The organism is Roseibium sp. LAB1 (genome assembly GCF_054658235.1).
Genome location: NZ_BAAGIB010000002.1, coordinates 449,359 through 463,494, shown reverse-complemented (window position 1 = coordinate 463,494; position 14,136 = coordinate 449,359). Strand labels below are relative to the sequence as shown.

The following is a 14,136-nucleotide window of genomic DNA, read 5'->3' as shown; positions in this document are numbered from 1 at the left end:
CTTGATTGTGCCGCAGTAACCCCGGATTGTACTGGAAAGCCTACATGCTGAATGTCATCAAGGACCCGGTTATGGAAATGCCCAACGTCAGGGACGATGACGGAATTGCCGCCGAGGACGTTACCGTTACCTACCGGAACGGACATACGGCTCTCTGGAACGCCAGTTTCTCGATCCCGCGCGGCACCGTGACGGCTCTCGTCGGGGTCAACGGCGCCGGAAAGTCGACCTTGTTCAAGGCCATCATGGGGTTCGTGCCGACAGCCAAGGGGCGCATCCGGATCCTGGACATGACGGTTCGCGAAGCGCTCAAGAAGAACCTCGTTGCCTATGTGCCCCAGTCGGAAGAAGTCGACTGGTCGTTCCCCGTCCTCGTGGAAGACGTGGTGATGATGGGCCGCTACGGACACATGGGCTTTCTGCGCCGGCCGAAGCCCGCCGATCATGCCGCGGTCGACCAGGCGCTGATGCGCGTGAACATGCAGGACTTCAGGCATCGGCAGATCGGGGAACTCTCCGGCGGTCAGCGCAAGCGCGTCTTTCTCGCCCGCGCTCTCGCCCAGGACGGTCAGGTGATCCTTCTCGACGAGCCCTTCACCGGCGTCGACGTGAAAACCGAAGAACAGATCGTGGTGTTGCTGCGGGAGTTGCAGGCTGAGGGCAGGGTGATGCTCGTGTCCACCCACAACCTCGGTTCCGTACCCGAATTCTGCGACAGGACCGTACTGGTGAAGGGCACGGTGCTCGACTACGGGCCAACCGCGACAACCTTCACCCGCCAGAACCTGGAGAAGGCCTTCGGCGGCGTCTTGCGCCATTTCACCATTTCCGACCAGACCCTGCACACCGATGGCGACCAACGTGCGGTAACCATTCTGACCGATGACGAGCGTCCGTTCGTTCAATATGGTGACAAGGTGCAGATCCGCGAGGATCGCGACTGATGGAGCCTTTCAGTTTCGCCTACCTGCTGGAACCTTTCCAATACAGCTACATGACCAACGCCATGTGGGTCTCGGCGCTTGTCGGCGGCGTTTGCGCCTTTCTGTCGTCTTACCTGATGCTGAAGGGCTGGTCGCTGATCGGCGATGCCCTGTCTCATTCGGTCGTGCCGGGGGTCGCCGGTGCGTACATCCTGGGCCTGCCGTTTTCGCTCGGCGCTTTTCTCGCCGGCGGGCTTGCGGCAGGTGCCATGCTGTTCCTGTCCGAACGTTCGGGCCTGAAGGTCGACGTCATCATCGGCCTCATCTTCACATCCTTCTTCGGACTGGGCCTGTTCATCGTTTCCATCAGCCCCATGTCGGTTTCTGTGCAGACGATCACCATGGGCAATATTCTGGCGATCACGCCGGAAGATACCCTGCAATTGGCCATCATCGGGTTCGTGTCGCTGACGGTCCTCACACTCAAGTGGAAGGATCTGATGGTCACCTTCTTCGACGAGAGCCATGCCCGCACCATCGGTCTGAGGCCCGGTCTCCTGAAAGCGATTTTCTTCGTGCTTCTGTCTGCTTCCGTGGTCGCGGCGATGCAGACGGTCGGGGCCTTTCTGGTCATCGCGATGGTGGTCACGCCGGGGGCAACGGCCTATCTCCTGTGCGACCGCTTTCCGCGCCTGATCCTGACCTCCGTGGCTATCGGCACCCTGACGAGTTTTGCAGGTGCCTACGCCAGTTATTTCCTCGACGGTGCCACCGGCGGCATCATTGTCACGCTGCAGACGCTGATTTTTCTGATCACCTTCGTGCTGGCGCCAAAGCACGGCCTTCTGGCTGCCCGGCGCAAGTCGGCCGCAGCCCTGCGCCGGGGATACGCCGTGGACGCAGAGCAGTCAGAAGCAGGAGATCAGGCATGATGGATCTCGAAACACTCCTTCTGCCGTTCAAATTCCCGTTCATGCAGAATGCGTTTCTGATCTGCGTGATCGTATCGATCCCGACTGCCCTGCTGTCCTGCTTCCTGGTCATCAAGGGCTGGGCTCTCATGGGCGATGCCGTCAGCCATGCGGTCTTGCCGGGCATCGTGCTCGCCTACATCTTGGGCATCCCGTTGATCATCGGGGCATTTGGCGCCGGCATGGTCTGTGCGGTTCTGACGGGTTATCTGTCCGGCAACAGCCGGGTGAAGCAGGATACGGTGATGGGGGTCGTGTTTTCCGGCATGTTTGGTGTCGGCATCGTGCTCTATGTCTCTATCGAGACAAACGCCCATCTGGATCATATTCTGTTCGGCAACATGTTGGGCGTCGAACGGCACGAGCTGATAACCGCGGGCATCATTGCTCTCGTTGTCGGCGGTGCGCTGGTGCTGAAGTGGAAAGACCTGCTGCTGCACAGTTTCGACGCTGCCCAGGCCCGGGCGTCAGGATTGCCGGTCCAGGTGCTGCACTACGGGCTTCTGGCGGCGCTGTCGCTGACCATTGTGGCCACCCTGTCGGCTGCGGGCCTGATCCTGGCCGTTGCACTGCTGATCGCGCCGGGAGCCATCGCATTCCTGCTGGTTCGCACCTTCAAGACGATGCTCTATGTGTCGGTGCTGGTTTGCATGCTGTCGATGGTGGCAGGCACCTATGCCAGCTTCTTTTTTGACAGCGCACCAGCTCCCACGATCGTGCTCATTCTGACGGCGGTTTTCCTTGCTGCTTTCGTTCGCCGCCAGGTTCTGACACGTCAGGCGTCCTTGCGCCGCATGGACGAAACCGGCTAACCGCAGCCCGAACATCCGGGCCTGGAACCAGTTCCGGACGTTCGGCACTGGTTCTCGGCAACCTCTACGCTATTTGGGTAATGGATCCGGTCCGCAGATGCTTCAGTGGCAATTGGGGGGCTTGTTTCTATATCACAGGTAGAGTTGCAGAGATGAAACAGCTCTTTGGTGTTGGTCTGCGTCGTTCCGCATACAAATTGGTACACCTTATCGATTGTTGGCATACGGGATTTGCCGTAGATAACTGGTTTCAGGAAACAACCGTTTTCGGCAGTGCCGGCAAGTTCTGATCGGAGTTCCAATTGTCAATTTGGAAACAGCTCGTCCTCACCCTGTTGGTTGTCGTTGCGGCGGCAGGGCTCTGGGTTCGTTACTATCCGGGTGCTGGGCAGCAGCTGTCCGACTGGGGCATCGACTGGCTGGACTTTGCCGTGGCCGATGCCGCGCCAAGTGCTGGCGACAAACCACGGCGTGGCCGGGGAGGTCCGCAAGGCGCAGTCGTTGCAACTCCGGTTGTCGAAATCACGATCAATGACCGCCTGTCTGCCATCGGCACCAGCACGGCGCTGCAATCGGTCGCCGTGACGCCTTATACCAGCGGCCGCATGACGGATGTCCTGGTTGAGTCCGGCGCGACAGTGAAAGCTGGTGATGCCATCGCCAAGCTGGACCTGGATGCAGAACAGATCGCGGTCGAACGGGCTGCAAACGCTCTTAAGGACGCCGAGGCGCGGCTGCAGCGCATGCAGGTTCTGCGCAAGACCAATACTGCAACGGCAGTGCAGGTGACCGACGCGGAGCTGTCGGTGGACAATGCAAAGCTGCAACTGCGTGAAGCCGAGCTGGCGCTGTCCCGCCGGTCCATCGAAACGCCCATCGGCGGTGTGGTCGGCATTCTGCCCATCACCGCAGGCAACTATGTTTCGTCGCAGACGGTCATCGCAATCATTGACGACCGCAGCGAAATTCTCGTCGATTTCTGGGTGCCGGAGCGTTATGCCGCTGCCATCACGGTAGGCTCGCCGATCACCGCAACGTCGGTTGCCCGGCCGGGCGAGACCTTCGAGGGTGTCATCAGCGCCGTCGACAACCGCATCGATATCGACAGCCGTACACTTCAGGTGCGCGCGCGTTTCCCGAACAAGGCAGACAAACTGAGAGCCGGCATGTCGTTCCAGGTCTCGATGAAGTTCCCCGGCGACAAATATCCGGCGGTCGATCCGCTGGCCGTGCAATGGGGATCTGATGGTGCGTTTGTCTGGGCCGTGCGCGAAGGCAAGGGCGTGCGCGTTCCGGTCAGCATTATCCAGCGCAACACCGACAGTGTTCTGGTCGATGCGGACCTGACCGTAAACGACGAAGTCGTGACCGAAGGTATTCATCTGGTTCGCAACGGTGCAGATCTGACGGTCGCGGATCGCAAGCAGGCACCGGCGTCGGATGCGCCCGCACCGCCGGTATCCAGCGAAAGCGGTTCCTGAAATTTGACCTGAAGGTCTTGGAGAGACTGCCATGCAGATGGACCGTTTGAAGGAACTCGGTATTACCGGCCTGTTCGTGCGGCGCCCTGTTCTTGCCTTCGTGATCAACATGCTGATCGTGGTTGCAGGGATCGCCGCAATCTTCGGTATCGAGGTGCGCGAACTGCCCGATGTCGACCGTCCGGTCATCACCGTCAGCACAAATTATCCGGCTGCCGCCGCCGAAACCATCGACCGGGAGGTGACCGGGGTCATCGAAGGGGCCGTGGCGCGGGTGTCCGGCGTCAAGGCGATCTCTTCCTCGTCGTCCTTTGGCCGCAGCCGCGTGACCGTGGAATTTTCCGACGATGTCGATCTGGACGTTGCCGCTTCCGACATGCGCGATGCGCTTGGGCGCATAACCAACGACCTGCCGGAAGATGCCGAGCCGTCCCGCATCATCAAGGCGGACGCCAATGCGCAGGCCGTGTTGCGTCTTGGCCTGACCTCCGATCGCATGTCGGTCGAGGACATGACGGTGCTGGTGGAAGACGAGATATCCGATGCACTGGCCGCCGTACCCGGCGTTGCGGACGTCCAGGTCTATGGCGACCGCGACAAGATCTTCCGTATCGATATCGACCAGGCCAAGATGGCCAGCCTCAATCTGACCATTGCCGATGTGGCCAAGGCCCTGTCCTCCATGGCTTTCGATACGCCTGCAGGCTCGCTCACCAGTCAGAATCAGGATCTGATCGTACGGGCGACGGCGTCCATCGATACGCCGGAAGAATTTGAAAGCGTCATCATCAATCGCCGGGCCAGGTTGCGCGATTTCGTGACGGTGACCCTTGGTCCGGACCTGGGCCAGACCCAGCTGCGCGCCAACGGCAAGTCCGGCATTGGTCTTGGCATCATCCGCTCGGCCCAGTCGAACACGCTCGAGATTTCAGAAGGCGTGCGTGCCGCGGTCGATCGCATCCAGGAAAACCTGCCTGAAGGCATGACCATCGAGGTCACCAGTGACGACGCCACCTTCATCAACGGCGCCATTCATGAAGTCGAGATTGCCCTGGCCATCTCGGTCAGCATCGTTCTGCTGATCATCTTCATTTTCCTGTGGGACTGGCGGGCGACCATCATTCCCGGTGTTTCCCTGCCTGTGGCGCTGATCGGCACGCTGGCGGCGATCTATCTCGCCGGTTTTTCCATCAACATCCTGACGCTGCTGGCGCTTGTGCTGGCAACCGGTCTTGTGGTCGATGATGCAATCGTGGTTCTGGAAAACATCGTCCGCCGGCGCAACGAGGGCATCGGCCCGCGTGCGGCGGCGGTTCTGGGGGCTGAAGAGGTCTTCTTTGCGGTTCTGGCGACCACGGCCACACTGATTGCCGTCTTCGTGCCGCTATCCTTTCTGCCGGGGCAGACCGGCGGGCTGTTCCGCGAGTTCGGCTTCGTGCTTGCGATTGCGGTGTTCCTGTCCTCCATCGTGGCGCTGTCACTGTGTCCAATGCTGGCCTCGCGAATTCTCAAGAGCAAACCTGGCGGTGAACCCAAGGGGCAAGGTGGCGTCGCAGGGGGGCTGGGACGTATGTTGAGCGCGCTCTATCGGCGCTGCCTGCATGCGTGTCTTGATGCACCGATGGTGGTCGTGGCTGTCTCGCTGCTGTTTGCCGCGACCGCTGGCGTCCTGTTCCCCACCATCAAGTCGGAACTGACACCGACTGAGGACCGCTCGATAGCCTTCATGCGCGTCTCCGCGCCACAGGGCGTGAGCCTGGATTATCTGTCACAGCAGATGCGTGAAATCGAAAATATGCTGGAGCCCTACCGGGAAAGCGGCGAGATCAACAGCACCTTCTCAATTGCCGGCACCGGCGGTTCCAAGAACAGTGGCTTCATCGTCATGCGTCTGGCGCCTTGGGATGAGCGGGAGCGCTCGCAGCAGCAGATTCTGTCCGAAGTCAGTGCGCTCGTGCGCGACGTTCCCGGCGTGCGGGCCTTCGCTTTCCAGCCGAACAGCCTTGGCATTCGCGGGGCAGGGTCCGGCCTTCAGTTTGCCGTTGCCGGCAGCAACGACTATGCGACACTCGGTGAAACGGCGGACAAGATCATTTCTGTAATGGAACAGGACCCGCGGTTCCGCCAGGTGCGCCTGTCCACCGAGGCAACACAGCCGCAGCTTTCCGTGTCCATCGATCGGGAACGCGCCTCTGATCTCGGCATCGATATCAACGGTCTGGGCACGGCCATGCAGGCCATGCTGGACGGCCGCAAGATCGGTCAGGTCTTTATCAACGATCAGGCCTATGACGTGAAATTTGTCTCCACGTCCAATCCGATCAACGATCCGACGGACATGGAGAACATCTTCATCAAGACAGGTGATGGCCGCTTCGTTCCTGTCTCGACCATTGCCAGCCTGGTGGAGAAGGCCGTGCCGCCGGCGCTTGCCCGCGAGCAGCAGCTGCGCTCCGTTGCCATCACCGCGGGTCTTGCGGACGATTTTGCCCTCGGCAACGCCTATGAAGAGGCGCTGAGGATCGCCGAGCCGCTGCTGCCGCCCGGTGCCCGTATTGTGCCGCTGGCGGAAACGGCAACGCTGGGTGAGCAGTCGTCCTCCATGGCGCGCACGTTCGGCTTTGCGATTGTCATCATCCTGCTTGTACTGGCTGCCCAGTTCGAAAGCTTCATCAGTGCGCTCATCATAATGGCCACGGTGCCGCTCGGTCTGGCTTGCGCCGTCTTTGCCATGCTGCTGACCGGGACGACACTCAACGTCTATTCCCAGATCGGGCTGGTGCTGCTTGTGGGCATCATGGCGAAGAACGGCATTCTGATCGTGGAATTTGCCAACCAGTTGCGGGATCGCGGGCAGGGATTGCGCGAAGCGATCGAGAATGCCTCCAACATCCGCCTACGTCCCGTGATGATGACCATGATCTGTACAATCGTCGGCGGTGTGCCGCTGATCATGGCAAGCGGGGCAGGGGCGGAAGCGCGTATTGCTCTGGGCTATGTGATTGTCGGTGGCCTGGGCCTTGCGACCGTTTCGACCCTGTTCCTGACACCTGTCGCCTATCTCCTGCTCGGGCGGTTCATCACGCCGGCCGTTCAGGAAGAAGAACGGCTCCACAAGGAAATGGACGCGGCAAGGGAGATTGGACAGCAGCCGGGCGAGTGACGCGGAGAGCGCCTTCGGACGTGATACGAAACTTGCCGTTGTCTTCCCGGCCAGGCGGAGCGCGAGCCGGGACCGGGGAGCCCAGGCGTTTCCGAGATTGCATCGGCTCTCCGATCCCGAATCTTCGCTGGGCTGTGTTCGGGATGACAACGAAAATCCACGTTTTCAGAAGACCCGCCCGCGATTTTCGCGAGCGGGTCTTTTCGTTTGGGGGTTATCGACCGGTGATGCCGGGGAAGAACAGCAGGATACCGACCGCCAGTATCTGCAAGGCAATGAACGGCAGCAGCGACCGGAAGATGGTTGCCAGCGTTATGTCCGGTGGCGCCACACTCTTGAGGTAGAAGGCTGCCGGCCCGAACGGCGGCGACAGGAACGACACCTGCATGTTCATGCAGAACAACACGCCGAACCAGACCGGGTCATAGCCGAGGTCCTTGATGATCGGCACGAAGATCGGCATCGTCAGCAGGGCGATCCCCACCCAGTCCAGGAACATGCCGAGCACGAACAGGATCAGCATCATGAACAGCAGGATGAGGGTCGGGTTGTCGGAGATGCCGGAAATCATGGCCGACACGAACTTGATGCCACCCATCAGGTTGAACACCCCGACCAGCGCACTGGCGCCGATGCCGATCCAGACAATCATGCCGACGGTCTGAAGCGTCTGCAACGCCGCGCCTTTCAGAAGGTCGATGGTGAATTCCCCACGCACAACGGTCGACAGCAGCACTCCCGCGACGCCGACGGCGGAGGCTTCGGTGACACTGGCGATACCGCCGTAGATGGAGCCGAGCACGCCGGCAACGACGGCAAGCGGCAGGACCAGGCCTTTCAGAAGACGGAGTTTTTCCGCCATCGGCACCGGCTCGCCTTCCTGCACCGGCGCGATGGCCGGGTTGAGGTAGGCCCGGATCAGGACGTAGGCGACATAAAAACCGGCCAGCATCAGACCCGGCAGAAAGGCGGCGGTGAAGAGATCGCCGACCGAGACGTTGGCGGTGAGGCCATAGATGATGAGTACGATGGACGGCGGTACCATGGTGCCGAGCGCACCACCTGCGCACACGACGCCGATGGCCAGGTGCTTGTCGTAGCCGAGCCGCAGCATCTGGGGCAGTGCAACGAGGCCGAGAAGCACAACTTCGCCGCCGATGATGCCGCTCATGGCTGCCAGGATCACCGCAACGACGATGGTTTGGATCGCGACCCCACCGCGCAGGCGTCCGCCCAGCAGTTTCATGGCGTCAAACAGATCCCGGGCTATGCCTGATCGATCCAGGATTGCCGCCATCAGCACGAACATCGGCACGGAGACGAAAACGAACGAGCCGACGAAGGAATAGACGCGGCTGGTGATCAACGGCACGACCATGGGGCCGAACCAGCCGAGTGCGAAGATCAGCGCAACCAGCAGCGTGACGAAGGCAAGTGGGATGCCGGAAACCAGCAGAACCAGCAACATCGCGAACATCAGCAGCGTGCCGGTCTCGATGCCGAGCCCTTGAAGGGAGCCGAAGAACTCTGTCACTTGCGCCCCCTGGCGTAGTTATAGGCAAGAATGAGGAACTGGACGGCCATCACCGTCATGACCACCAGAAGGAAAACCTTGATCAGCCCTGGGTAGACCGGGTCCCAGGCGCTGCCGGACCGTTCCAGGCGAAAGCTGCCGTCCGGGCGAAAGGCTGCCTTTTGCACCATCAGCCAGCTGGCCCAGGCAAAAAAGGCACTGGCCACCATGCAGATGAGAGAGATGACGACGTCCAGAACGCGGCGCAGATGGCGCGGCAGCGTGTCGTAGATCAGTACGACCCTGATGTGGCGGTCGCGTGCGGTGCAGTAGAGGCCGCCGTAAAGAAAGGCAGCTCCGCACAGGAAGATGGTGGTTTCATGAGCCCAGATAGTGGGCGCATTGAAGACATAACGCAGGACCACCTCGTTGATGAGGATCAGCATCGACAAGACAATGCCGACCGCGAACAGCAATCCGCCCCTGTCGATCCAGCGCCCGAGCATACCTGCCTCGGCAATGGCGCCGGGATCTTTTTCCCGCTCCGGGGTTTCCTTCAGTTCCGCCACGGTTTCCTCCAGCTTCTTTTACAAAACGGGCGCCCGAAGGCGCCCGCCAGATAGTCATGGTGAGGCAGATTACTGCATCAGGCCGTTTTCCTTGAGGTAGCCGGTCAGAACGTCGTAGACCTTCTGGGCATTTTCCGAACGCTCGGCCACTTTTGCCCATTCACCGGTGGCGATGGTGCGGAACTTGGCGCGTTCTTCCGGTGACCAGTCGGTGATGGTCACCTTGCCGCTGGCCTTGGCTTCCTCGACGGCTTTCTGATCGCTCGCAGCAAGGGCAGCAACCTGCGCCTTGGCAAAGTCGGTGACGCTTTCTTCAAGAGCGGTCTTGAGATCGTCCGGCAGAGCGTCCCACTTGTCCTTGTTCATTGAGATTTCCACCAGCGGCATGGAGTGGAAGCCCGGGTAGACCGGGTTCGGGGCAACGTCGTGCATGCCTTGTGCCTGGTTGGTGGAAAAGACGGAGTAGTCGGCTGCGTCGATCACGCCCTTGTCGAGCGCGGTGAACACTTCAGAGCCCGGCAGGTTGACCGGGGCCGCGCCGGCTGCGGCAAACACCTGCTGGACCAGACCTTCCGGTGCGCGCATCTTCAGGCCCTTCAGGTCGTCGACGCCGTTCAGCGGAACCTTGGAAACGAAGGCTTCCAGGCCCGGCGTTGTCGCACCGATGAAGTGCAGGCCATAGGGCTCGATCAGCTCGTTCATCAGTTCCTTGCCACCCCCCTCGGACATGAAGGTGAACATCTGGTCCGGGGAGGCCCAGGCGCCGACCGGATTGGCGATCAGGCCGAAAGCCGGATCCTTGCCGGCAAAGTAGGACGTGTCGGTGATGTGGCCGTCGAGAATGCCGGATGCGATGGCATCCTGGGTCTCGCTGTGGGAAACAATGGATTCCACGGGCAGCAGTTCGACCTCGATCTTGCCGCCGGTCTTTTCCTTCACGCTCGCGGCCCAGCCCTGCTGCAGCACGAAATTCGGGTTGCCTGCCGGATCCGAGGACTGGAAGCGGAACGAATAGTCCGCTGCCATGGCGGTGGTGGCAAGCGCACCGGCTGCAACGGCGGCGAGAGCGGTTCTGGTCAAGAGTTTCAGCATGATTTCCTCCCTGGTGGAAACGTCATCGCTCAAGAGGCGATGGTGGTATGAGGCGGCCTTGCCGGCCGCAGTTCTTCCAGGGCCCTGTCGACAAGTTCGTCGACGGGCCTTGAAATATCCAGGCTGAAGCCGGCTTCTCCGGCTTGCAGCGGTTCCAGCGTCGCCAACTGGCTGTCCAGCAGCGTTTCGCCGACAAAATGCCCCTGGCGTCCGGCCAGGCGCGCAGCAATCAGTTCTCGTTCTCCCGACAGGTGAACGAAGATGCAGGAGGGCAGGGCGCTCCGAAGACGGTCTCGATAGGCACGTTTCAGGCTGGAACAGGCAATCACCGCGCCGCCGGCGCAGTAGATCTGTAACTTGGCCGCAACTGACACGGCATCCAGCCAGGGCATGCGGTCGGCATCGGTCAGCGCTTTGCCGGCCGCCATCTTCCGCTTGTTTTCCAGGCTGTGGAAGTCGTCAGCTTCAACCATGCCGATACCTAGACGGCCGGCTAGACGGTTCGCCAACAGGCTTTTGCCGGCGCCGCACACGCCCATCACGACGATGGCCGTCTCGCCAGAGGCTGTTGGCAATTCACCCTGCATTTCCGTCCCCAAGTGATCTCGTTGTTCGGCGCATACAAAATGATAGCGCTAACATTTGTCAAACACTTTTTTCTGAGATATTATTCAATTGTTGATTTGATATAGAATAACTAATTGTAATGGTTGAGTAATTTGAAGAAAACGATCGCGGATGTCGCTCGAGAGGCTGGTGTTAGCGCTATGACTGTGTCACGCGCGTTGCGTGACCCGGGCAAGGTTTCCACCAAGACGCTGACCAAAATCCGGGAGGTGGTTGACCGACTGGGATATGTGCCTGATCCGGCGGCGAGTGCGCTTGCCACGGGCAAGACCAACGTCATCGGTGTCATCGTGCCGTCGGTCACAAACAACGTCTTTTCCGATGTCATGCGCGGCATCTACGAAGCGGCGGAAGGGTCCAAGTGGCAGATCCAGCTCGGCAACTCCCGGTATTCCCCGCTCGAGGAAGAAAGCCTCGTGCGGACCTTCCTGAGTCAACGCCCCGCGGGCCTGGTTCTTTCCGGTCTTGACCAGTCGGAAGACACTGCGCGGCTGCTTGAAGCGGCCGACTGCCGCATCGTGCAGATCATGGAATGCGGCCCGGCGCCGTACGACATGATGGTCGGCTTTTCCCACGTAGAAGCCTCGGCAGCGGCGACCCGTCATCTTCTTGCCGCCGGATACCGGCGCCCGGGATATATCGCGGCCCGTCTCGATCCGCGTAGTCAGCGCCGTCTTGCAGGGTTTCGGGGTGAGGCTGAAAAGGCTGGCGTGTTTGATCCCGGCCGGATCGTCACGACGCCGCGCCCCTCGACAGTCACCCTCGGCTGCGAGCTTGTTGCCGATCTTCTGTCGAAGGCACCTGAAACGGATGCCATCCTGTGCAACAACGACGACCTTGCGCTCGGCGCGCTGTTCGAGTGTCAGCGCCGCGCAATCCGGGTTCCGGACGACATGGGCATCTGCGGTTTCAACGATCTGGAAATGATGGCGGCCGCCAATCCGCCGATTACAAGCGTGCGCACTTTCCGCCTCGACATGGGGCGTGATGCATTTCGCATGCTGGCGGGTGCTCTTGCCGGTGTCGAGCCGGAACAGCCGCTGGTCGACCTCGGCTACGAAGTCATCGCTCGCGGCAGCACGGCCCGAAGCGGGCAGGGCTAGAACAAAGCGTCTGAAGATAAGGAAGAAACTGGCTGGGGTGGAAGGATTCGAACCTTCGCATGGCGGTACCAAAAACCGCTGCCTTACCGCTTGGCTACACCCCAAGGCCGTGGGGACGCTGTATAGCGAGCCTCGAACCTTTGCGCAAGTCTCCTCAAGAGCAAACTTTGAAGGGGAAGGACCGGTTTTCCCCAGGAGCGTTGCAAGGCCTGGTTTCGAACGATTTTGGGTCGTTTCGAACAGCTTCCACCTGGCGGTTTGGCATGCGGGGCTTGCGTGTGCCGGCTGAAAAGCGGCCATTTTCACGCTTACTCCGCTGAGGTTGTTCACAGTTTCAAAAAAGTGACATTCGGCAATTCAAATCGCTTGCGGGATCAGACCAGCTTTGCTACATGACGCTCCACGCAGCGAGGGCTTTCCCCGCTGTTCCCGATGAGCTTGGTTTTCCAAACTCATATTCTGTGTCGGAGTGTAGCGCAGCCTGGTAGCGCACCTCGTTCGGGACGAGGGGGTCGGAGGTTCGAATCCTCTCACTCCGACCATTTTTCTTCCTTCAAGACTTAAGACATATCAAACCGTTTGTACCGGTAACACGGGTTTGCATTGTGCCGCACGGTTTGCCGACGCCATCAGGCCTCCAATTCGGGCTACGCATGTCGGGCAGAGGCTGTCCTGTTCGATAGGCCTCGTCTTGAGCCTTCGGCCTCTTCCTGATTGAGGGGCGTGCGTCATGTTTCTTGCCGCTGGCGAAGCGAGCGCGCGGTTTGCTCCGCTTTTGCAACCTGCCGCCATTGCAACCAGCTGTTCTGGCCAGGGCCATGCAGATTCTCCACGACAAAAAGCAAGTTTTGATCGAGCGGAGGCACTCCAGCCCGACCTGCTCTTTGTCGATCATAAGTACGCGTTTTGATTGAGTCTTTTGAATAATAAAACTGAATTTAAATCGATTGCCAGAAAAATAAATGCAACCAAAAGAAGATTAGCTCGCGCAAAAGTAGCTTGCAACCTGTGGCTTAAACGCTTAGGGCAACACTAACAAAAAAGACAATGCGAGAAAAGACAATGCTCCATACTTTCGCTGTATTTTGAATAACTTGCCGGTTCTGAATTTCAAGATCCGGCGACGATAGCTGCAATTTTTCAATCCTGACCGTTGGCCCGCCGGCTCGTCTGGCGGAATGCTTGTGCACGCCCTGCGTGCTGTTTCGTCAAAAGACAGATACCCATGGCACAAACAATGTTTTCCCGTTTTTTCGTTCCGTCGAATATCAGGTTCGGCCGCCGCAAAGGGCCTTTCGTACGGCCTGATGCGCGCTTCAGTTTCTGGAAACCCGCATTGGTGGCGGGTGGTCTGCTGGCCGCCTGTGCGCAAGCATCGGCACAATCGGAACAGCCAGACCAGAAGACCATAACCGAGCGGTTCAAGGCCTGGACGGTCACATGCGTGGAGGCCGAAACACGCATCTGCCGGATGACGCAGGAACTGGTTCAGCAAAAGAGCGGGCAGCGGCTCTCCGCATTGGTCGTTGAAGAGCGGGCAGGGCAAGGTCCCGTTCTTACGGTCCTGACGCCATTCGGTCTGTCTTTGGCGCAAGGTCTTGCCCTTTCCGTGGATGAGACGGAGTTGCCCAAGGCGCAATTCCTGACGTGTCTACCAGCCGGCTGTGTGGTGCAGGTGCCGCTGGATGAACCTGCCCTGGAAAAGCTGCGCGCGGGCAACCGGCTCACAGTGGTCGGTGTAACTGCGACAAATAACAAGCCGGTTCGAATCGAGTTTTCACTGCAGGGGTCTTCGGCCGCTCTGGCACGGCTGAAGGCTCTTTCCGCGGATAATACGGCCGATTGACACCATGCGAGCACTTGCGCGTTTTTGGGCCCCGCT

At 60.0% G+C, this 14,136-nt stretch carries 11 protein-coding genes and 2 tRNA genes; 8 read left to right on the top strand and 5 right to left on the bottom strand.

What is annotated here, in order from left to right; translation table 11 throughout:
• Positions 1-44 precede the first annotated feature (44 nt).
• From ACYQ54_RS12085 to ACYQ54_RS12065, 5 genes are all read left to right on the top strand, one after another.
• The gene (locus ACYQ54_RS12085) at positions 45-944 is read left to right on the top strand and encodes a manganese/iron ABC transporter ATP-binding protein (RefSeq protein ID WP_460082526.1); all 900 of its coding nucleotides are present in this window, start codon (positions 45-47) and stop codon (positions 942-944) included.
• Positions 944-1,855 (top strand): metal ABC transporter permease, encoded by a 912-nt coding sequence (locus ACYQ54_RS12080; RefSeq protein WP_460082523.1) that lies wholly within the window; start codon positions 944-946, stop codon positions 1,853-1,855. The genes ACYQ54_RS12085 and ACYQ54_RS12080 overlap by 1 nt, the downstream gene beginning before the upstream one ends.
• The gene (locus ACYQ54_RS12075; protein WP_460084779.1) at positions 1,855-2,706 is read left to right on the top strand and encodes a metal ABC transporter permease; all 852 of its coding nucleotides are present in this window, start codon (positions 1,855-1,857) and stop codon (positions 2,704-2,706) included. Before ACYQ54_RS12080 ends, ACYQ54_RS12075 begins: the two co-directional genes overlap by 1 nt.
• A gap of 302 nt (positions 2,707-3,008) precedes the next feature.
• Entirely contained in the window at positions 3,009-4,187 is a 1,179-nt protein-coding gene (locus ACYQ54_RS12070) for an efflux RND transporter periplasmic adaptor subunit (protein ID WP_460082521.1), read from the top strand.
• Positions 4,188-4,218: 31 nt separating this feature from the next.
• Positions 4,219-7,350: an efflux RND transporter permease subunit gene (locus tag ACYQ54_RS12065; RefSeq protein WP_460082519.1), complete on the top strand. Its 3,132-nt coding sequence runs from the start codon at positions 4,219-4,221 to the stop codon at positions 7,348-7,350.
• 214 nt (positions 7,351-7,564) lie between these two features.
• Here the strand turns inward: ACYQ54_RS12065 and ACYQ54_RS12060 are convergent, their stop codons facing one another.
• The 4 genes from ACYQ54_RS12060 to ACYQ54_RS12045 form a co-directional block, all read right to left on the bottom strand.
• Positions 7,565-8,827 carry a TRAP transporter large permease gene (locus ACYQ54_RS12060; RefSeq protein ID WP_460084776.1) on the bottom strand — a complete coding sequence of 421 codons (1,263 nt, stop codon included), beginning with the start codon at positions 8,825-8,827 and terminating at the stop codon, positions 7,565-7,567.
• A gap of 53 nt (positions 8,828-8,880) precedes the next feature.
• A complete protein-coding gene (locus tag ACYQ54_RS12055) occupies positions 8,881-9,432 on the bottom strand; it encodes a TRAP transporter small permease subunit (protein ID WP_460082516.1) in 552 nt (183 codons plus the stop codon).
• A 69-nt stretch (positions 9,433-9,501) separates the two neighbouring features.
• The gene (locus ACYQ54_RS12050) at positions 9,502-10,524 is read right to left on the bottom strand and encodes a TRAP transporter substrate-binding protein (RefSeq protein ID WP_460082514.1); all 1,023 of its coding nucleotides are present in this window, start codon (positions 10,522-10,524) and stop codon (positions 9,502-9,504) included.
• A gap of 29 nt (positions 10,525-10,553) precedes the next feature.
• Positions 10,554-11,111: a gluconokinase gene (locus tag ACYQ54_RS12045; protein ID WP_460082512.1), complete on the bottom strand. Its 558-nt coding sequence runs from the start codon at positions 11,109-11,111 to the stop codon at positions 10,554-10,556.
• A 123-nt stretch (positions 11,112-11,234) separates the two neighbouring features.
• Between ACYQ54_RS12045 and gntR the strand changes: the two genes are divergently transcribed.
• The gene (gene gntR / locus ACYQ54_RS12040; protein WP_460082510.1) at positions 11,235-12,254 is read left to right on the top strand and encodes an HTH-type transcriptional regulator GntR; all 1,020 of its coding nucleotides are present in this window, start codon (positions 11,235-11,237) and stop codon (positions 12,252-12,254) included.
• 29 nt (positions 12,255-12,283) lie between these two features.
• Here gntR and ACYQ54_RS12035 read toward each other — a convergent pair.
• Positions 12,284-12,358, bottom strand: a tRNA-Gln gene (locus ACYQ54_RS12035).
• 361 nt (positions 12,359-12,719) lie between these two features.
• Between ACYQ54_RS12035 and ACYQ54_RS12030 the strand changes: the two genes are divergently transcribed.
• Positions 12,720-12,796: transfer RNA gene (locus tag ACYQ54_RS12030), tRNA-Pro, on the top strand.
• A gap of 683 nt (positions 12,797-13,479) precedes the next feature.
• Positions 13,480-14,100 carry an invasion associated locus B family protein gene (locus ACYQ54_RS12025; protein ID WP_460082507.1) on the top strand — a complete coding sequence of 207 codons (621 nt, stop codon included), beginning with the start codon at positions 13,480-13,482 and terminating at the stop codon, positions 14,098-14,100.
• The last annotated feature ends 36 nt before the right edge of the window (positions 14,101-14,136 follow it).